This window comes from Micromonospora sp. LOL_021 (genome assembly GCF_048060215.1).
GTDB lineage: Bacteria > Actinomycetota > Actinomycetes > Mycobacteriales > Micromonosporaceae > Micromonospora_E.
Genome location: NZ_JBHMIN010000006.1, coordinates 135,715 through 155,682 on the forward strand (window position 1 = coordinate 135,715; position 19,968 = coordinate 155,682).

Sequence of the window (19,968 nt, forward strand, 5' to 3'; positions counted from 1 at the left end):
TTACCCTCCGGTGGCCGGGGGTCATCGAAAGGGGGAGGTAAGTGCGGATCGAGGTCGAGGGCAGTAACCCGACCGCCGACCTGGAGTCGTTACGGGACTGGTTCGCGGAGGTCGACGAGCTGCGGGGACGAGTCGACGAGATCCAGGCTCCCGCAGGCGCGGACAAGCTCGGGCCTCTGCTGGAGGCGTTGAGCGTGGCGGCGGGGTCGGGTGGGGTTGCCGCAGCTGTCGCCGCGTCGGTGATCGCCTGGCTGCGGACCCGGGCCGGCGTCGTGCGCGTACGGGTGGAGCGGCCGGACGGGACGAAGGTCAGCGTCGACGCGACCAGCGTGCGAACTCAGTCACCCGAAGCCGTCCGGGCCCAGGTGGAGCAGTTGCTCAGCGCCATCGAGCCCCCGCGATGAGCGGAGTGGTCGAGGGACTGGCGTCCGACGGGGTACGGGCACTGATCATCGCCACCGCCACGCACACCGGCTCGCGACTACCCCCGGTTCCCGCGGCGCGGCGGTCGGCGGAGGCGCTGGCCGACCGCCTGGTCCGGGTGTGCGGGATGGCTTCCGACCGGGTACGTCTGTTGGTGGACCCACCGACCTCGCTGGACGTCGCACGGGCGGTGAGCGAGGAGGCCGCGAGGGCGACGACCGCGTTGTTCGTGTACTACGTCGGGCACGGCCTGCGTGGACCGGACGGCGCGCTGTACCTGGCGGTGTCGAGTACCGACGAGTTGACGCCGGGTCTGGCCGCGCACCAGGCGTACCCGTTCGCCGACCTACGCCAGGCTCTGACCTCGGCCCGCGCGTCGTCGCTGGTGGTGGTGTTGGACTGCTGCTTTTCGGGCCGGGCGCGGGCCGGAGCGGCACCGTCGGGTGCGTTCGACGCCCCACCCGTGCACGGTTTCTACCTGCTCGGGTCGGCTGAGCAGTTGGCGCTGGCGCCCGAGGACGCCGAGTACACCGTGTTCACCGGTGCGCTGATCGGGCTGCTCGACGGCGGCGACCCGCGCGGCGGACCGGTGCTGACCCTCGACGACGCCTACCACTACCTCTTCGCCGCCCTGCGGGACCGTGGTGCACCGCTGCCGCGCCGCCAGGAAGGTGGACGCTCTGGGCAGCTCGTGCTGGCCCGCAACCCCGCCTCCACCGGACCCGAGCACGAGGAGGAGACGGAGCAGTCCGCCGGGCGAAGTCCCTACCTCAGCCTGGCGCCGTTCGGCGAGGAGGATGCGCCGTACTTCTACGGACGCGCCGAGCTGTCCGCCCGGCTGGTTCGGACCGTGCACGAGCGGGTGGACGATCCCGGCCTGCTGCTGCTGGTCGGCGCGTCGGGCAGCGGCAAGAGCTCCCTGGTGCAGGCCGGGCTGGTGCCCCGGATCCGGCAGTCGCCGGGATGGCGGTGCCGGCTGATGAGACCCGGTCAGCACCCGCTGACCCGGCTGGCCGCCGGCCTCGACGCCCCGGGTGCCCAGGACGGCGAGGCACTGGGCGATCCCTCCCTCGCCGTGACGTGGCTGCCGGAGGACGACCCACCGGTGCTGCTGGTGGTCGACCAGCTCGAGGAGCTGGTCACCGTGTGCCAGGACGAGGAGGAGCGGGTAGCGTTCGCGGCGGCGCTCGCCGCGCTGGCCGGCTCCGGGCGCGCCGTCGTCCTGGGCGTCCTGCGCGCCGACTTCTACGCGCAGGCCATGCGCTATCCGGTGCTGGCCGACGCGTTACAGCAGCGGCAGTTCCTGATCGAGCCGATGGATCAGGCCCAGCTGCGGGAGGCGGTCGAAGGACCGGCGAGAGTCGCTGGACTGCGGCTGGACGAGGCGTTGTCCGACCTGCTCCTGCACGAGCTGGGTGCGTACCGCCGGCAAGGGCCCGAGTCGGGTGCGCTGCCCCTGCTGTCCCACGCGCTGTGGGCGACCTGGCAGCGGCGGCGCGGCAACCGCCTGACCGTGCGGGACTACCGGGACATCGGAGGGATCGGTGGTGCGATCGCGCGTACCGCCGAGGGCACGCTCGCCTCGTTGGACCCACCGGCCCGCGCCGCCGCCCGGCACATGCTGCCGCGCCTGGTGCGCGTCAACGAGGAGGCGGCTGACACCGCCTTGCCCGTCGACCGTGCCGACCTGGTACGCGGACTACCGGCCGACGCTGCCGACACCGCTCTGCGCGCCCTCACGGACGCCCGGCTGGTCATCATGGAGCGGGACGTGGTGCGGATCAGCCACGAGGCCCTACTGTCGTCCTGGCCTACGTTGGCCGAGTGGGTGGAGGCCGACCGGCAGTGGCTTACCGTCGCGCAGCGCCTGACCGCCGACGCCCGCGCCTGGACGGCGGAGGGTCGCGACCCGTCCCTGCTCTACCGGGGCGCCCGGCTGGCCCTCGTTTTGGACCAGGCGGCCGAGGCCGCCGGCGCCGACGAGCTCGACCAGCAGTCGTCGGCGTTCCTCGCCGCCGCCCGGAGTCAGGAACGCCGCAGCGCACAGCTCCGCCGCGGAGTGGTGGTGGCGCTCGCGGTGCTGCTCGTCGTCTCGCTGGCCGGTGGGCTGGTCGCCGTGGTCCAGGGCCGAGAAGCTTCCACGCAGGCGCGGGTCGCCGACGCGCGCAGCCTGCTCACCACCGCCGACGCGGTCCTTTCCACCGATCCCCGGCTCGCGCTCCAACTCGCCGTGACCGCGCATCGCCTGTCACCCGGTGCCGCGTCCCGCGCCCTGCTGACCGAGGTCCTGGCCACGTCGCGGTACGCGGGCGCGTTGCCCGACCAGTCCACACCCGTTACCGCCATGGCGCTGGCGCCGGACAACCAGACGCTGGCGGTCGGTACCCAGGAAGGGGTGCGGCTGTGGGATGCCCGTGACTGGCAGGACCCGCGCCCGATCGGTGACCCGACGGGCGGGTTCGACGTGGCCGTCACGGCGATCGCCTGGCACCCCCGCGGGGGGTTGCTCGTCGCGGGTGACCGATCGTCCCTGCGCTTCCTCAGCGTCTCCCCTGATGAGCCGGTGGTGGAAATAGCATCGCTGCCCGGCTTTGGGTCCACGGTAGACACCTTAGCGTGGTCGGCGGACGGTTCGGTCCTCATCGCCGGCAACGTCACCATCACCGTGGTGATCACCCAGCACGAGAACGGATACCGGGTTGCCGCCACGCTGCGGCGCGACCCGGACATCGTCTCCGCACAGACCGTCCTCCACCACGACGGCAGCTCCATGGTCGTCGGCACCGACGACGGCGACGCGCAGCTGTTCGACCTCTCCGACCCGCGCTCGCCGAGGAAGGTCGGGCCGCCGCTGTCCGTGGCGGCGCTGACCAACGCACCGATCACCGCGATGGCGCTGTCGGCCGACGGCAGCGTGCTCGCCACCGGGACCGCGGACGCGAAGGTCGCGCTGTGGGACCTGCGCGACCGTGAACGGCCCAGGCGGATCGGCGACCTCCGCAGCGTGATCGGGATGACCATGCAGGTGGTGCGGGTGGCGTTCGACCGCGATGACCGGGCACTGGTCGTCGCCGACCGCAGCGGCATGGTCGCGCTCATGCCGTTTCCACCGGGCACACCCCTGGCCGAGCGGCTGAATCCGGGCCGCACGGAGCCGTCGTTCTCCGCACACGCCGGCCAGGTCGGGGCCCTCGCCGTGGACACCAGTCGCGGCCTGCTGGTCACCGGCGGAGACGACGGGACGGTACGACTGTGGCAACTCGACGACAACGGGGCGCGTCCCACCAGGTGGGGGGAACCGCTCGCGGGACACGAGATGGACACGTACAACGGTCGCATCGAGGTCGCGGCGAACATCGCCACCAGCACCGCCGAGGACGGTCGCCTGTTGGTGTGGGACGTGACCGACGACGGCGCTTTCACCCCCAGACCGCCGGTGCGCTTCGCCGGATCGCCAGGGACCTCGGACCACCCGAGCGGGTCGGCGCTGTCGCCGGACGGTGGGACGGTGGTGACCGCCACCGCCGATTCGCTAAGACTGTGGGACATTTCCCCAGCCGGCCCGCCCGAGCAGGTCGGCGCGGACGTACCGCTCGGGACCACCCCGGTCGACTTCGCCTGGAGCAGGGACGGCCAGATCGTCCTCAGCGGGGGCGATGACGGCACCGTGGCCGTGCACGACGTCACTGACCGCGCCGCGCCCCGCGAGATCACTCGGTTCGACGTGGACGGCTCGGTCACCGACGTACACCTGGCGTGGACGGAGCCGTTGGCCGCCATCGGCACCGAGAACGGCGTCGTGGCGTTGTGGGATCTGAGCGACCCGGAGGAGCCTCGGCGGCTCGGCGGCGTGCGCACCGGCCAGCACGGCACCCAGCGCTGGGCTTCCGCGTTGTCCACGGACGGGACACTGCTGGCGATCGGTCAGTTCTCCGGCACCATCCAGTTGTGGAGCGTGGCGAACCCGGCCGCGCCGGAACAGCTGGCGTCGTGGCAGACCCCTGGCGTCGGTCCGATCGCGTCGGCGGAGTTCTCTCCCGACGGCAGTGTGCTGGCTGTCGGCGACACGACGTCGGTACGACTGTGGAACATCGTCGACCGGCAGCTGCCCCGCAGGCTGAGCCTGCCTCTGTACGGTCCGGCAATTTTGCCGGTTTCGCTTGCCTTCCTGCCGGGTGGCGAGCGGCTGGCGAGCCAGACCGGCACACACGTCGACATATGGGACCTGTCGGCGCTGCCGACGCTCCGCAACCAGGGCGTCCGCCTGGCGTGCGACCGCCTCGACGGGCAGGGCCTGAGCCGGGCCGACTGGGCCCGCTTCCTGCCCGGCCGCGACTATCAGAATGTCTGCGTCTGACCCGGTGCGGGTCGTCGTTGTTCGGACGGCGCCGCGCACCTCACTGGCGGACGTACCCGATGTCGTCTGCGACGAGCTGTCCCGGGCACGGCATGGGGTGATCATGCTGGCCGTCGACGGGTTGTCCTACGACGCGGCGCTGGCTGCAGGCTGGCGAACCGCCGAGCTGACCCAGCTGGCCAGCACGTTTCCGAGCACGTCGACGACCGCTTGGCTGACCGCCATGACCGGCGTCGGGCCGGCGCAGCACGGGGTGCCCGGGATGGTCTACCGCGTGCCCGGCCGTGGTTGCCTGGTGTACGCCGTCACCGGCCAGGTGTTGGCGCAGGGACCAGCCGACCCGGGGGGCGACCCCAGACTCGTGATCGGCCACCCGACCATCTTCGACCGGGCGGCGGCTGACGGCGTGCAGTGCCGGGCGGTGGCCCGGGAGATCGCCCACCTGCCCGGCCCGTGGGCGCAGGCGCTGCTCCGGGGCGCGACCGTCGTCCCGGCCGCACCGGCGGAGACACTCGCCCGGCATGCCCGCGACCCCGCGTTGCTGGTCGACGCCGCCGCGACCGAGGTCGACGAGCAGATCGACGTGCACCGCGACGGGCGGGCCGGCAGGCAGCTCGGCGACGTACGGCGTCGGCAGCCGATGCTCCTGTGGACCTACGTCAACCTGGACGACTACCTGCACCGGCACGGCTACGACGAACCGGCCGTGGCGGCAATGGCCGAGCTGGGCCGCCGGGCCGCCCGGTGGGCGCAGGCCGGCTGGACGGTCATCGGCTACTCCGACCACGGCCAGGTCCGGTGCGCCCCGGCCGATGACCTGGTGCGGGCCTGGTCCGTCCTGGACGACCCGGCACGGCGGCTGCTCCCGGCCGGCGGGGCAGGCCGGGTCCGGTGGCTGTACCCGGCCCCCGGCGACGAAGACGAGGTCGGCGGCCGACTCGCTGCGGCACTCGGCTCCTCGGCCCGGATCGTGGCCACCGACGAAGCCTGGCGGGACCGGGTAGGCCCGGTGATCGCGATCGCCGCAGACCAACGCTTCCCCGTGCCGGACCCCAGCCTGAGCTGGGAGCACGGCGCCGACTCGGCCGACGAGACGGTGGTGCCGCTGGCAATCTGGCGGAGCCGCTAGTGCCGCATCATGCAACGGCGGATCATGCTGCCCTGTTCCTTGATCTGGCCAGCGAGTGTCACTTTATCGGCGTGCCAATCCGAATCCGATTGCCGTCAGGGTCGCGCAGCTCAATCTCACGCGCCCACGGAGCATCCTCCGCCTGCACATCGAACTCGGAGGCGATGGCCTCGACGTCACGGGCGCGGAGGTAGACCAACGTGTCAGGGCGGGCATCTCCCTTGTGCTCCGACAGGAACAACCGCACATCGCCCCGGGCGACCTCGACGAACGCGGGAAGTCCCGGCTCGAAGCGGTGTTCCCACTGCCTGGCGAAGCCCAGTCGCTCGTACCAGGCAACCGCCGCCGCGGCGTCCTCGACGCGAAGAATGGGAATGACTTCCTCGTTCATGGCGCCATCGTCGCAGACCGCCCAGGGCAAACGCTGCCTGATGTGGCACTAGGACAAACACGTGCCGTTAGGACGCGGTGCCGACGGGCGAGACGTCGGCCGGCCGCTGCGGGTGCGTCTGCGCCCGGAACGGCAACAGCGCGGCCCCCACCAGGATGAAGACTGCGGCGACCACGAAGTAGATCGGCCGGTACCCGACTGTGCCGACGACGACGGTGCCGACACCGATGCATACGGCGTACGGCGTGTTGATGATCGCCTCCGACGCGACGATCGCGCGGCCCTGCAGCTCGGCGGAGGTGCGCCGCTGCACCAGGGTCACCTCGGCGACGAGAATCAGCGGCAGCCCCAACCCGACCAGGACTGCCCCGGCGGCGACCCCGGTCAGGGTGGCGGTGCTGGCCGCAGCCAGTCCGACCCCGTTGAGCAGGAAGCCGGCGCAGGCGACGGTGTACTCGCCGTAGCGGCGCATCGCGGGCCCGACCAGGAGACCGGCGACGACGCTGCCGGCACCCTGGATGCCACCGAGGATCCCGATGATGGCGGTCGGACGCTGCAGCCCGTCGCTGACGAGGGAGAACAGGGCTACGTTGATCATGCCGGCACCGCCGAACGCGACCGCGCTGGCGACGACGATCCGCCGGATGATCGGGTGGCGGGCCACGTGCCGGACCCCGGCGGCGACCTCGGTCGCGAGCGAGCCGCGCTCCGTGGCGGCGGCCGACCGGACCAGATCCCGGGGCCGGCGCAGCAGCACCAGCGCCACGACGGACAGTGCGAACGTCGCGGCGTCGACCAGGATGACCGCTTCGATACCGCTGGTGGTGTAGAGCGCGGCACCGACGACCGGCCCGATCACCCGCATCCCCTGACTGAGGCTGCTGAGTACCCCGTTGGCGTTGCCGAGGCTGTCGTCGGGCAGCATCGAGTGCAGCAGGCCGCCACGGGAGGCCCGGTAGATCTGCCCGGAGCAGCCGTACAGGAAAGTGACGACGTACACCAGCCACAGGTCGGCTGTGCCGTCCACTGTAAGCAGTGCCAGGATCAGGACCGCCATCGTCCCGTCGTTGACCGTCATCAGCCACCGGCGCGGCAGGCGGTCCACCAGCAGACCGGTCAACGGCGACAGCAGTACGGCGATCGCCATGAGCAGGAATACCAGGCCGGCGGCGCTGGTGGATCCGGTGAGGTCCTTCATCCAGATCGCCAACACGATGACCATCATCGTGCTGCCGAACATGTTGAACGCCTGACCGGCAAGGAGCAGCCGCATGTTGCGGTCACGCAGGATGACGGGTCGCATCGAAATCCTCAGCCGCATTGAGATCCTCTGCAGGGTTCAGGACCGGGACGACCCAGCCGGCCCGGTGCAGCATGTCGAAGACCCGGTCGGCGAACGCCACCGAGATAGGAAGTTCGCCGGCCAGCGCCGCCCACCAGGCCGCGCTGCGGCGGCCACGCCGACCGTCGACAGCTCGCAACAGCGTGAGTACGCGGGCGTGGCTGCCGCCCCGGTCCTCAGCCAGGCGTTCGGCAAGCCAGGCACGGTCAGCTGCGGTAGCGGCGAGCGCCCGGGGATTGACCGGGCCGAGCGCGGCGCGGGCCAGCACCGTACCCGGCGCCTCGTCGGCGGTCTACGGCTCGACGCACAGCGCGCGGTCGCGGCCGGCGACGGTCGCGCGGGCAGCGGCTGCGCGGTCCGCAGCGGTGGCGGACACGTCGGCCAGCCAGCGCGCCGTACGGCCGATCTCCCCGGCCGGCACACCGGCGTACGTCAGCGTGCTGACACATCTGCCGACGATCTCGCTGCGGTGGGCCACCCGCCGGACCGACGCGGCGTCGCTGGCCGGGTCCAGCACCGGGCTGCCGTCGTCACGGTACGGGTGCGGTGCCGGCGGACGCTGCCGGCCGGGTAGCGCCGCCAGGATGTGCCCGGCGGCCCAGCCGGCACACGCGTCGGCGACGTCGGCGGCCAACGCCGGGTCCGCGCGTCCGCGTACCGCCGCCACGGTCGACGCCGCCACCGTGACGGTGCGACGCAGTTCGGCCGGGTCGACCATGTCGAGCGTGTCGGCCGAGGTGTGGTTGGTCCGGTCCGGCCAGTGCCCGAAGGACACCGTCGGGCAGCCGGTCGGCGCGTCCGAGACGAGCGCGTGGTCGGAACCTCCGGAGAACGGCGCGGTGACCGCCTGCCCCGGATCGCACGACACCGCGCCGCTGTAGGACCGGGCCCGCGCCGGCACCAGGTCGGCGCAGCGTCCGGCCAGGGCGGGCAGAAACGACGGTACGTCGTCCGGCCCTCGCTCGATCACCAGCGAGCTGCCACAGCGGTACGGGTCCTGCCCGGCCATGTCCACGTTGACCGCCAGGCTGGGCCGGGCCACCGTACCGCTGCCCACGAGATCGTGCAGGTACGCGGCGACACCGACGAACTCCGGTGCCCACAGGAAACGCAGATCCGGTCCGCCTGCGGGCCGGGCGCCGAGCAGCCGGGCGGTCGCGAGCAGCGCGGCGACGCCGGAGGCGTTGTCGTTGGCGCTGGGCCGGGGGTGGCACAGGTGCGCCGAGAGCAGGAACTCGTCGCCGCCACCGTCGCCGGGCAGCACCCCGGTCACCACCGGCATGGTGGCCGTCGACCCGGCCACCGCCACCTCGACGGTGACCGTCTCGCCCCGGTCGGCGGCCGCGCTGAGCCTGGCAAGCTGCGCGGCGGTGAGGCTGAAGCCGGCCAACGCCGCACCGGGCAGCAGCTCCAGCCGGCCGACCTGGTCGGCGAGGCGGTCGGTCCGGGCGCCGAGCGGGTCTGCGGCGACCGCGACGGCGCCGCCGGCCGCCGCCCGCCGGGCGCATTCCGGAAACGGTACGCCGACGTCGTCCAGCAGCACGAGTGTGCCGGTCGGGTCGGCGCCGGCGCACATCGCCGACCAGCGCAGCAGTGGTACGGCGACGCCGCCGGCGAGGGTCGGTGCCGAGTACGCCGCGAGGGTGTACGGCTGTGCCGGGTAGTCGATCAGCGTTTCGCCGCCGTGCCGGAGGCTGGCCCGCACCGGTGTCCACGACATCGGGGCCTGGTAGGTCCACCACCGGCGGGCCCCGTCTGCCGGGAACGTGTGCACGGTGACGTCGCGCAGGCCGGCGTCCGCCGCCCGCTGTGCGACGTACCCGGCCGCTGCGTGGATCCCGGCCGATGCCTGGTAGCGGTCGTGGCGGGCGACCTCGGCGACGTCGGCCATGGCAGCGGAGACGTCGATGCCGTCGTGCACCGCCGCGACCAGCTGGGCAAGTCTCATCAGCGGCCCGCCGGCCGGGGTCGACCGATGGCGGAGCCGGCAGCGGCGGCCGGCTGAACGGCGGTGAACGCTGCGGTGAAGGCGGCCAGGCGGGCCTCGGACAGCGGCACCGACAGCCGCAGCAGCGCGCCCGGTGAGCCACCCGGCTCCAACGACGGCACCTGCTTGGCGAGCACTCCTCGGGCGGCCAGGATCCGGCGTACCCGGTCGTCACCGGGCAGGACCAGCCACGGCAGCCGGGGATCGGTCGGCAGTGGAGTGAGACCGGCGGCGATCAACTGCTCCTCGACGTACGGCTTCACCTGCGCGATCCGGTCCCGCAGTGCGGCCAGCGGATCTTGCTGGGTGAGCAGCGCGGCGGCCAGGTCCAGGGCGAGTGCGCTGACCGCCAGCGGCGGTGCCACCTGCCGGACGACGTCGGTCAGGTCCGGTGCGGCGACGGCGTATCCGACCCGCAGCCCACCGGCGCAGAATCCCTTGGACATGCTGCGGATGACGACGGTGCCGGGCAGCTCGTCGGTGAGTGGGGCGGCGCTCTGGCCGGGCGGCAGGTAGGCACCGAGCGTCTCGTCGACGACCAGCACACTGCCGACGTTGGCGCAGGCCTGCGCGACCTGGCGCAGTTGGTCCCCGGTCCAGATCGGGCCGAGCAGGCCGGGCCGGTCGACGAGGGTCAGCACCGGCCGGTGGTGGGTCACAGCGGCCACCGCGTCCGCCGGGTCGCGCAGCGACGTGGCCCGGACCTGGCCACCGGTGGCGCCGGGCAGTTCCGGATGGCCGGCCACGTCGACCAGGACGGTGCCGCCGTCGCCGAGCCGGGCCAGCGCGTGCAGCAGGCCGGTGGCGCCGGCGCCGGCGGTGACCCGTTCGGGCGGCAGCTGCCGACCCTGCGGCCAGCGCAGATACCCGGCGACGATCGGCGCGAGCCGCTGCGCCGCGTACGGGTCGGCCAGGTCGTAGCGGCGTGCCCGCTGGATCGCGGCCGGTCCGGCGGGCAGCGCCGCCCACGCCGCGGCCAGCGCGGGTTCGACCGGCCCGGCCTCGTCGGGGGCGGCGCGCAGGTCGAGCGGACCCGGTACGTGGTCGTCGGCAGATGGCGGGTCCGGTTGCGGGCTCGGCAACGGCTCCGGTGGCGCTGGCGCTGGCGTACGGTGGCCGTCGAGTGCCGAGGCCACCGTCGGCGCCGGTCTGGCGACGAACTGGACGTAGCGGGTGTCCATGGTCAGCGTGGCACCTGCGGTGAAGTCCGCGTCGGTCCGGGCCACGGCGAACCCGGCCCGGGTCAGCAAGGTGGCCACCTCGGTCGGGTGGTAGAGGCGGACGTCGTCGGGCAGGACGGCGGTGGTGCCGTCGGGCCGGCGGACGTCGACCCGGCCGCTGCTGCGTCCGGTGGCCGGGTCGTAGCGGCGCTGAAAGTGGAACGCGGTACCGCCGATGTCCGCGTGTGCCTCGTCCCGGTAGTGCCGGGCGATGGCGAGCACATTGGAATGGTCGAGGATGAGCAGACCGTCGGCGGGCAGCAGGCGGCGTACCGCGCGCAGCAGCCGGAGTTGATCAGCGTCGGTTCCCCAGCCGAACGCCTGTACGCAGATGGCCGCGTCGATGTCGGGCAGCCCCCACCCGGGCGGCTGCGCGCCGAGCAGGTCCACCCGGCGCAGGTCGAGGGTGACACCGGCGGCGTCGGCGGCGCTCGCGGCCCGCTGCAGCGCGTACGCCGACACGTCCACCCCGATGACGTCGAAGCCCTCGCGGGCCAGACCGACGGCGTGCCGGCCGACCCCGCAGCCCAGGTCGACCACCCGCCGGCCGGGGGCGTGGGTGGCCAGGACGTCCGCCAGGTAGGCGACCTCGGCGGCGGTACGTTCGGCCGTGTACTCGTCGTCGGCGAACGTCCAGTAGTCGGCCGTGAAGTAGCGCTCGTACCACGGGGTCGGCGGCATGCCGGTCAGGACACGGTGGTGAGTTCGCGACGCGCGAAGAAGTCGCAGACGTCGCAGAGGTCCGGTGCGTTGGCGACACCTTCCTGCTGCAGGTAGACCCCGCCGCAGACGCGGCAGGTCGCTTCCATGAAGGGGAACATGTACCGCTGCATGTTCTCGAACGCGGAGAACATGTAGTAGTCGATGCCCGGCCACAGGTCGAGCAGATGGTCGGTCATCGCGTACGACAGGGATCGCTCGTCCGGGCCGGTGGTGAACCGTCCCGGTGTGCCCTGTCGGTTCAGTTCCGGCGCGACCAGCTCCAGGTACAGCGTCAGTTCCTTCTTGGTGATCCGGTACAGCGGGAAGATGTACCGCAGGCCGCCGATCTGCCGGGTCGGGATGCCACCCATCCGGAATCCGCTGGTCATCCAGGTGACCATGCTGGCCAGCAGGTCGTCGGCGTTGAAGCCGAACGCCACCACCCCGGCGCCGCGCGCGTGCGCCTCCTCCTCCAGCATCCGCCGCAGCACCTGGTGGCCGATGACCATCGTCAGGTGGCTGCCCTCGTCGCCGACGATCTCGTTCATCGAGTCGACGAACGTGCCGCGCAGCCGGAACACCCGCTCCACGTCCGCCGCGGTCACGATGACCTGCTCGATGCCCAGCCGTTCGCCGGAGGCGCGGGCGGCGGCGAACGTCGCCGGCTCCTCCCAGTCCGGCAGGCCGGTGATGGTCACGGCCGTCATGTTCAGTGGCGGCAGCCGGTCCCTGGTCCGCTCCAGCAGGGTCAGGTACGCGACGCTGTCCCGCCCGCCGGACAGCCCGACGATCACGTGGTCGCCGTCGCGCATCACCTCCCGGGACAGGACACTGTCGACGAACGCTTCCTCGACGTACTGGATGAAGGCGGCAGCGTCGAACTGCTCGCCCCGGACCTCGACGGCGCCCTTGTCATCAAAAACGATGCTCTTGGTGTAAACCGGGTTGGGTACGCCGTAGACCTGCCGTTTCGGGCGGCGCATCACATTCAGATCGTAATGCCGGACCTGCCGGACTTCGATGATGTCGTCGGCGCCGACAACCGTGGTGTCCTCCGACACCACCTGCCCATCGCGCCAGCTCAACACGGAGTTGACCGGGATACCGTTGCGGCGTAGCACGTCGACCAGAGGCTGCCCCGCCGCCGCAGCCAGTTCCTCGGTCGTGCCGACCTTCGTGTGGTAATAGACTGACGCCATTGTCCAACAATAGATCTCCGCCGGTGTCCGGTACAGTGCGATGATGGGCCGTTCCATCGTCGTCGACCACTACGATGACCCCCGGGCGGCGGCGCGAGCCGGGTGGGATGCGGTCGCCGGCAGCGATGACACGCCAATCTTCTATCAGGACGGTTACCTGTCGGCGTACCACGATGCGCCGCTCGCACCGCTGGAGCGGCTCGGATACCTGGTGGCCCGGGAGCCAGCCGGGCGACCCGTCGCCGTGCTGCCGATCGCGCTGCACCGGCTCGCCGACCCGATCGGCGGGCTGCGGCGCCTGCATCCCGGCATTGAACGGGACAGCGCGTTGCTCAGCCACGTCTGGCACTGCTACGACACCCGTCTGCTCGGCGCCGTCGCCCGGACCGATGTGGTCACCGGACTGCTGGACACCCTGCGCCGGCTCGCCGCCGGCTGGGGAGCCCGCTGGTACGGGCTGGTCAACGTGGACTCGACCGGCCCGACGGCGACCGCACTCACCGCCGCCGGGCTGACCGGCAGGCATCTGGTGGACCGCTACTCCACCGACCTGACCGGCCTCACCTCGTACGAGGACTACCTTGCCCGGCTGGCTCCCCGGCCCCGGGCAAACCTGCGCCGCAACGAGCGTCGGGCGGCCGACGCCGGCTTCGTCTGCGACGTGACCACACCGGACGGCGCGGACCTGGTCGAGATCGCCGAGCTGTGCGACCGGACCGCCGCCCGGTTCGGCAACGCCGGTTTCTACCCCGCCGAGACGTTCACCCGGTTCGTCACCGCCCTCGGCCCGGCCGCGCACGTGCTCCGCATCCGTCAACGGGGCACGCTCGTCGCGGCCGGGGTGTGCCTGACCGACCAGCGCCGTTTCCACACCTGGACCTGCGGTGTCGAATACCGCGTCGACGGCAACGCCAGCCCGTACGCGGCGCTGTTCACCGAATCGGTCCGGCTGGCGCTGCGGCTGGGCCGTCCGATCCTGGAGGGTGGGCGCAGCAACGACGTCTTCAAACGTCGGCACGGGCTGACCGCCCGCCGGCTCGACGCCTACGTGATGCGGCTGTGAGCTATCGGCTGTGCGTGCATCCGGGCATCGCCCCGCAGTGGGAGCGGCTGGCCGCCGGCGGGCCGATGCTGACCACACCGGGGTGGCTGCGCGCCATGGCCGGCCGGCTCGGCGGGCGTACGCTCACCTTCGTCGTCGAACAGGACGGCGAGGCCTGTCTGGCCGTGCACGCCACCGTGCAGCCCGTCCCCCGCCCAGGTGAACTGTTCGACCTGCACCACGTACTGGTCAGTGAAGCTCCCGCGCTGCCGCTGACCGACGCGTCGCGGGCCGCGCGGGCCGAGCTGTCCGGGCGAGCCGAGCTGTCCGGGCGGGCCGCGTCCGATCCGTCGCGCTGGACGCCGAATCTGCTGGTGATGCTGCCCGGCTACGAGTGCCTCCCCGTCGGACCGGCGGCGACCAGCTCAGCCGCGCTCGCGGTCGCCGTCGACGGCATCCTGGGCTGGGCCGCGGACGCCGGCATCGCGACGGTGGCGTTCCTCTACACCAGACCGGATGCGACGGCGCTGACCGGCGCCCTGTCCGCGGCGGGGTTCGTGGCGACGCCACTGTCACTGACCTGGGACCTTCCGGTACCCAGCGACGGTGGTTTCGACGCCTATCTGGCGTCGCTGCCCCGCAAGCGGGCGGCCGAAGCAGGGCGGGAGCTGGCCCGGCTCACCGCCAACGGCGTACGGCTGCGTCATCTGCACGGCGATGCGATCCCCCCGTTCGTACCGGTGCTGGCCCGGCTACGCGGCCAGCTGGTCAGCAAGTACCGGGGCCGCTGCGACGAGCTGGCCGAGCGCGGCCGGTTGGAGTCGCTGCTGCATGACGTCGCCGGCGGCCGTGCCGAGGTGGTCCTGGCCGACGCCGGGGACGCTGTCGTCGGATTCGCGCTGTTCGCGCCGTTCGCGGACGGGTGGCAGTGTCTGGCCCTCGGGTACGACTACACCGATCCCCGGTCGCGGTTCGCGTACTTCGGCACGGCGTTCTACGGGGCGGTCCCGCTCGCCTCGGCGCAGGGGGTCCGCCGGATCGGTTACGGACAAGGCTCGGCGCGGGCCAAGCAGGACCGGGGATGTGTCGGTACGCCGCTGACGGCCTGGCTGCACTCGACCGACCCTGAGCTGATGGCGACGGCACGGGCCGCCGCGACGGCGACCGTTCTGATCCCGGGCGACGGCAGGTCACCGGCAGAGGCGTCACCGGCAGAGGCGTCACCGGCGGGGCGGAAACCGGCGTGAGGTGGCGAGCACGAGACGTTCCCACGGGTCGAGCCGGGCACAATGGACAGCGAGCAGGTTCTGCACCCGGGCCGGGTCGGGGCCGGGCCGGTCGGGGGTGAACTCGGCGGCCAGGATCGGCGCGAGCGGATGCCCGCCGGCCAGCAGCCCAGCGGCCTTCTCGCCGACCCCGGTGGCGGCGAGACCGCTGGGGTCACCAGCCAGCAGGTCGGCCGCGCTGCGGCGGGCGGATTCGGACAGCTCCGGCCAGGCCAGGGCGAGGACCCGGGCGCGCAGACCGGCCAGTACCTGCGAATATCCCCGACGCTCGGCGGGAGCGCTCCGGCTGAGCAGATCGAGCAGGGTACGCAGGTCGGCCGGGTCGCCGCCGTCGTACCCCCCGAGCTCGCCGTCGGTGAAGACCGCGCTTTCCCGCTGGGACTCGGCAGGAGTGTCGGAGCTGTGCATCAGGGCCAGCATGACGTTGATGGATCCGAGGTCGGCACGGATCGTGCCAGGGCTCGCCTCAGCGGGATCACTCGCCCCTTTGGCCAGGCGCAGCCGCGCGTGGCTGGGGTGTCGCGGATCGGGCCGGACGTCGCGGACCAGGAGCGCCACCGTCGGACCGAAGTCGAAGAGCTGGTCGACGAGGCGGTAGAGGTACGCCTTCCACACCTGGGTGATGTTGCGTTCGTGGAACGCGTCCAGGTTGGCCGGCCGGTGCCACAACACCCGCCACGCCACCGGTTGGAACCCCTGGGCGACCACCCGGTCCATGATCGGCCCGCCGAGGTGGCGGGCGAGGGCATCGGGGGCGATCAGCATGAAGACCGTACGCTCCCAGTCGACTGCTTCGCTCACGCGGAGGCTCCTTCGCCACGGAATGGTGCCGGGTGCGGCCCCGGACCTGCCGGCTGCCGCACCCGTCGTCTGTTTCAGGTCACCGCTTCTTCTTCACGACCGGGCGCCGTGTGTGGACAGCTTGGCGGTTCATCCTGGCCTCCTTCCCCGGGTAAGCGGCGGGGTGACCCCGTCGGTTGACGGATCAGCGAGCGGGTGTGCGGCCGGCAAGGGATGATCACTTGCGGGTCGTTGTCGTCTTCTTCTTCACCCGCGGCCTGCGGCCGACCTTCATGTTCCGGTTCACCTTTCCCTCCCTTCCATCGGTAGGTGGTCTGCCGGGTGGGCCGCTGCGGGCTTTCACCCACCGGCGGTCACCACCACCAGTTGGTCTGCCATGGACACGGCGACGTCGTGGACCTGCTGCGGGGCGGCGGCTGCGATCCGGTCGGCGTACTCGGCTACCGACCAGCCGGCGCTGCCACCCAGCAGGGCGTGCCGGCCCAGCAGGAGAGTTTCATCGAGGGAGGCCTCGGCGTCGAGCCGGACCAGCCCGGCGGCGCGCCGTCGGGCCACCGCCACGCGGGCGTCGCTCCAGCCATCCGCCACCGCCGACCGGATGAGGTCGGCAGAGAGCCGGGCCACCTCGTCGCGGTGCTCCACAGCGGTGGTGATCGCGATCCGCCAGACGCCGGTATCGGGGTAACCGCTGAGATCGCCCCAAATGTCGTAGGACAGCCCCAGATTGGTACGCAGTTGTTCGACGAGGACGGACGCGTTGCCCCCGGCGAACAGTTCCATGACCACCTCGGCGGCGGCGAGCCGCGGATCGGCCAGGGCAAACGCGGGTCCGCCGAGCACCACCGCCGCGGTGTCGCCGGGCAGCGGATGATCCAGCCGCCGTGACGGTACGCCGGGAGCCGCAGACGGCAACGGGGTCGGCAGCGGCAGCGGGAGCGGCTCGGCTGCAGGCCGGACGGTGCGGGCACCCTGGTGCGGTGCGGACAGGCCGGCGAGGGCGCTCCGCGCGGTCGCTGCGGTCACGGCCGCAGGGGTGACGCCGCCGGTGACCACGACGGCGATTCGTCCGGCCCGGAGATGGCGACGGGACCAGGCGGTGACCTCGGCGGCGGTGAGCCGGAGCGCGTCGGCGGGGCTGCCGCCGACCGGCCGGCCCATCGGGTGGTCGCCGTACACGGCGGCGAAGAACACGTCGTGGACGATGTCGGTGGGGTCGGCTTCAGCCAGGCGCAACTCTTCGAGGACCACCCGACGTTCGGCCTCGACGAGGGCCGGGGCGAACTCGGTGGCCGTCGCGGCCTCGGCGAGCAGGTCCAGCACGGTCAGCGCGTCGACCGTCGGTACCCGCGCATACAGGACCACGTAGTCACGAGCGGTGATCGCGTTGCCCTCGCCACCGTACGACTCAATTTCGTCGATGACCCGCGTCTTCCGGCCGGGCGGCACCGCCTGCATGACCAGGTGTTCGAACAGGTGGGCGGCGCCGGGGGTGGTCTCGTCGCGGGATCCGGCAAGGATCCACACCGACACGGTGGTGATTTCGGCACCCGGCCGGTGTCGGGTCAGTACCTGAATGTCGTTGTCCGACGCCCGCTCGGCGATCTCGGCGGCGGCGGTCACGAGTGCGCTCCGGTGGTCGCCGGATGAGGCTCCGGGCTGGACAGCTCCGCCACGGTATCCTCGTCGACCTCGTCGCCGATCGTCAACAGGAACCTGCCAACAGGAGTGTCCACCCAGGCCAGACGTCCGCGTTCGTGCAGTACGGCGGTCGGGGCGTCACCTCGCGGGGCGCCGTCCAGCGGCAGGCCGAAGGCCAGTACGCCGGCCCGGACGGACGCACCGGCGGAGAGCCGTTCGGCGGCCGCCGCCCAGGACCGCTGCTCGATCCGGGCGGAAGCACCTTTGATGTTGCGACGCTGCAGGTGGCGAGCCATGCCGGTGAGGGGACGGCGCAGCACGGCCGCACTGCGGATCGCCCGGCGAGCGTGGGTGTCCAGTTGGTTCCGCCGGGGTGGTGGTGGCAGTGGTGGCAGGCTCGTCCGCGCGATGAGCGCGGCGAGTTCGGCGTACTCCGGCCACAACCCGAGTGCGGTCAGTGCCCGGGTGAGCGTGGCCAGTTCGTCGTCGGAGGCGGAGTCCACCAACAGGCTGGCGTCGATCAGATCCCGGGCCCGGAAGCGTTGCTCGAAGCGCTCGAACAGGAGCATCAGGGTGTTCTTCACCGCCGGTGCCCGCCACGGTTGCGGCATGGCGGTCAGCGGTCGCACTCCGGCCAGGTCACCCAGCGACCACCAGGTGGCGATCTCCACCCCGTACGGCAGGACGAACCGGGATTCGTGCGGCCGCCGCAGACTCACCATCATGTGCAGACGATCGTCGAAACAGGCGAACGTGCCGGTGTGCAGGTCCCAGCCGTCGTCGATGAGCAGGCCTGCCGCCCGCCACAGATCAGCCTCGGTGCTGGCGACGTAGTCGAGGTCGTTCATGGTGCGACCGAGACCAGCCGGGTAGCGGTCGGCTACCTCCAGGCCTTTGATCGGGGTCAGGTCGCTGACGCGTGCGGTGAGTTCGGCGGCCACCGTGCGGTAATAGGCGACCCGCGAGGTGGCCAGCTCAAGGTCGTACGCGGTGCCCGGGTCGAGGGTGATGCCCTCTGCGGCCCATGCGGAGTACAGGGTGGCGGTCAGGGACGGCTGTCCCTGGCGCAGCGCCGCGACCGCCTCGGCCGGTTCCTCGAACGGCTCACCGCAACAGACACTCAACGCACTAAGGACATCGTCCGCCGACAATTGGAAGGTCACGGCACGGTGCTCCTCGCGGGCTCGGCGACGCCGGCGTTCGCACCGCGCGGCGACGCCGAGCGCCCGACGGCGGTGCGCTAGTAGTTGGGCAGGCAGTCGGTGCAGGTGGTGCGGAACTTGACCACCTGGACCGCCTGGCGACGCGCGAGCATCTTCTCGACCCGGCTCGGAGTGAGCAGCGTGGGCGCGACAACCGTGTCTTTCCTGACGCTAGTGGAGTTCTTCACTTCATCCCCTTGCTAGGAAAAGTGGTGGCGTATTCAGCTGATCGTACGGAGCTCGCCACACGCAGTCAATGCACGAACCTCAATTGCCGATCGAGTGAAGACAATCGACCAGTACCAAACTAGCAAAATGCCGGATAAAGCTGGGAGCCGCCCAAACCCGACCAACCGCCGCCACCCAGGACACAATCGCCAAGATCACTTGATCAGAATTCGGGCGACACGCCGACACCAGCCCGAATTTCCGTCAAGTGATCTTCACGCTACCCCTGGTGCGTCGAGTGGGGTAAGCCGGCCAAGGAAGTCGCCGAACGACCAGCCCATGCTGGTAGTGACCACCTGCCGCTCCCGCCAGGCGATCGCATCCGGCGTCCCCGGGCCGGCCAACAGGTCCTTCGGCAGGAAGCCGACGCTGCCCGGGCGGGGTTCCGTCAGCCGAAGCAGCAGCAGACCCTCCATCGGGACCGCGATGACAACGAAGTCCGTCGACAACTTCCCGACCCGCCACTCCCGCTCGGCGGTCAGCAGGTCGAACGCCGGATACTCCGGGTGCACACCCAGTAGCGGACGCCCCGGGAACAGGGTGAACGGTGCACCCGGCACCCACTGCGGCTCCACCGGCTGCATGCCGTTCGTCTGCGACAACCAGTCCCGGTAGGCCCAGGGAAGCGGGCGCTCCAACGCCTGCTCCAGTGCCTGCAACCGCCCCTCGTCCAGCTGCCCGAACGGCAGCCGCTGCGCCGGCCGCCACCCCGTCACCGCCGTCGCCTCGTCCACCACCGGCGGCGCCTCACCCGGCGCCAGCCGCCGCACCGTGACCCGCCACCGGCCAGCGTTCTCGAAATGCGCCCCAGCGAAGTACCAGTTTTCGGCACCGATCGGGAAAGTCTCGCCCAGCCGCAACAGGTGCGTCGTCGAATCGGCAGACCCGGGGAAGGCCACCACCACCTGCGCGGTCACCGGTCGACGCGGGTTCGCCCCGCCTGCACCGAGGCTGAACGTACCCATGTTCACCTGTGTGTTGTTCCGGATCACCAGCACATCGGGGTGCGACGGCACCATCC

General features: G+C 71.8%; 16 protein-coding genes. 5 read left to right on the forward strand and 11 right to left on the reverse strand.

Going from position 1 to position 19,968, the window contains the following annotated elements:
- Positions 1-41: 41 nt before the first annotated feature.
- Genes ACFHWT_RS07115 through ACFHWT_RS07125 form a run of 3 tightly spaced genes read left to right on the forward strand, consistent with a single transcriptional unit; the run spans position 42 to position 5,909 of the window.
- Complete coding sequence (locus tag ACFHWT_RS07115) at positions 42-404, forward strand: effector-associated constant component EACC1 (protein ID WP_416593774.1); 363 nt, start codon at positions 42-44, stop codon at positions 402-404.
- Positions 401-4,780, forward strand: a complete 4,380-nt coding sequence (locus tag ACFHWT_RS07120) for a caspase, EACC1-associated type (protein WP_416593775.1) — start codon at positions 401-403, stop codon at positions 4,778-4,780. Before ACFHWT_RS07115 ends, ACFHWT_RS07120 begins: the two co-directional genes overlap by 4 nt.
- Complete coding sequence (locus tag ACFHWT_RS07125; RefSeq protein ID WP_416593776.1) at positions 4,767-5,909, forward strand: alkaline phosphatase family protein; 1,143 nt, start codon at positions 4,767-4,769, stop codon at positions 5,907-5,909. The genes ACFHWT_RS07120 and ACFHWT_RS07125 overlap by 14 nt, the downstream gene beginning before the upstream one ends.
- 58 nt (positions 5,910-5,967) lie before the next feature.
- On the opposite strand, the gene ACFHWT_RS07130 is transcribed toward ACFHWT_RS07125, so the two are convergent.
- The 6 genes from ACFHWT_RS07130 to ACFHWT_RS07155 all read right to left on the reverse strand — a co-directional run bounded on the left by ACFHWT_RS07130 (position 5,968) and on the right by ACFHWT_RS07155 (position 12,750).
- On the reverse strand, positions 5,968-6,300 hold the full coding sequence (locus ACFHWT_RS07130) for a glyoxalase superfamily protein (protein ID WP_416593777.1): 333 nt from the start codon (positions 6,298-6,300) through the stop codon (positions 5,968-5,970).
- A 67-nt stretch (positions 6,301-6,367) separates the two neighbouring features.
- Positions 6,368-7,603, reverse strand: coding sequence for an MFS transporter (locus tag ACFHWT_RS07135; RefSeq protein WP_416593778.1), 1,236 nt, complete (start codon positions 7,601-7,603; stop codon positions 6,368-6,370).
- On the reverse strand, positions 7,581-7,910 hold the full coding sequence (locus ACFHWT_RS07140) for a hypothetical protein (RefSeq protein ID WP_416593779.1): 330 nt from the start codon (positions 7,908-7,910) through the stop codon (positions 7,581-7,583). The genes ACFHWT_RS07135 and ACFHWT_RS07140 overlap by 23 nt, the downstream gene beginning before the upstream one ends.
- A gap of 24 nt (positions 7,911-7,934) precedes the next feature.
- The gene (locus ACFHWT_RS07145; protein WP_416593780.1) at positions 7,935-9,590 is read right to left on the reverse strand and encodes a DUF4910 domain-containing protein; all 1,656 of its coding nucleotides are present in this window, start codon (positions 9,588-9,590) and stop codon (positions 7,935-7,937) included.
- Positions 9,590-11,530 carry an aminotransferase class I/II-fold pyridoxal phosphate-dependent enzyme gene (locus ACFHWT_RS07150; RefSeq protein ID WP_416593781.1) on the reverse strand — a complete coding sequence of 647 codons (1,941 nt, stop codon included), beginning with the start codon at positions 11,528-11,530 and terminating at the stop codon, positions 9,590-9,592. The genes ACFHWT_RS07145 and ACFHWT_RS07150 overlap by 1 nt, the downstream gene beginning before the upstream one ends.
- A 5-nt stretch (positions 11,531-11,535) precedes the next feature.
- Complete coding sequence (locus tag ACFHWT_RS07155) at positions 11,536-12,750, reverse strand: hypothetical protein (RefSeq protein WP_416593782.1); 1,215 nt, start codon at positions 12,748-12,750, stop codon at positions 11,536-11,538.
- 43 nt (positions 12,751-12,793) lie between these two features.
- Between ACFHWT_RS07155 and ACFHWT_RS07160 the strand changes: the two genes are divergently transcribed.
- Positions 12,794-13,813 carry a GNAT family N-acetyltransferase gene (locus ACFHWT_RS07160; RefSeq protein ID WP_416593783.1) on the forward strand — a complete coding sequence of 340 codons (1,020 nt, stop codon included), beginning with the start codon at positions 12,794-12,796 and terminating at the stop codon, positions 13,811-13,813.
- A complete protein-coding gene (locus ACFHWT_RS07165; RefSeq protein ID WP_416593784.1) occupies positions 13,810-15,039 on the forward strand; it encodes a hypothetical protein in 1,230 nt (409 codons plus the stop codon). Before ACFHWT_RS07160 ends, ACFHWT_RS07165 begins: the two co-directional genes overlap by 4 nt.
- Here the strand turns inward: ACFHWT_RS07165 and ACFHWT_RS07170 are convergent.
- The 5 genes from ACFHWT_RS07170 to ACFHWT_RS07190 form a co-directional block, all read right to left on the reverse strand.
- Positions 15,013-15,879, reverse strand: coding sequence for a nucleoside-diphosphate kinase (locus ACFHWT_RS07170; RefSeq protein ID WP_416593785.1), 867 nt, complete (start codon positions 15,877-15,879; stop codon positions 15,013-15,015). The genes ACFHWT_RS07165 and ACFHWT_RS07170 overlap by 27 nt on opposite strands.
- 339 nt (positions 15,880-16,218) lie before the next feature.
- Entirely contained in the window at positions 16,219-17,499 is a 1,281-nt protein-coding gene (locus ACFHWT_RS07175; protein ID WP_416593786.1) for a M16 family metallopeptidase, read from the reverse strand.
- Positions 17,496-18,680 carry a hypothetical protein gene (locus tag ACFHWT_RS07180; protein WP_416593787.1) on the reverse strand — a complete coding sequence of 395 codons (1,185 nt, stop codon included), beginning with the start codon at positions 18,678-18,680 and terminating at the stop codon, positions 17,496-17,498. The genes ACFHWT_RS07175 and ACFHWT_RS07180 overlap by 4 nt, the downstream gene beginning before the upstream one ends.
- 77 nt (positions 18,681-18,757) lie before the next feature.
- A complete protein-coding gene (locus ACFHWT_RS07185) occupies positions 18,758-18,907 on the reverse strand; it encodes a hypothetical protein (protein ID WP_278172398.1) in 150 nt (49 codons plus the stop codon).
- Between the two features lie 255 nt (positions 18,908-19,162).
- Complete coding sequence (locus ACFHWT_RS07190; protein WP_416593788.1) at positions 19,163-19,966, reverse strand: DUF6406 domain-containing protein; 804 nt, start codon at positions 19,964-19,966, stop codon at positions 19,163-19,165.
- Positions 19,967-19,968 lie beyond the last annotated feature (2 nt).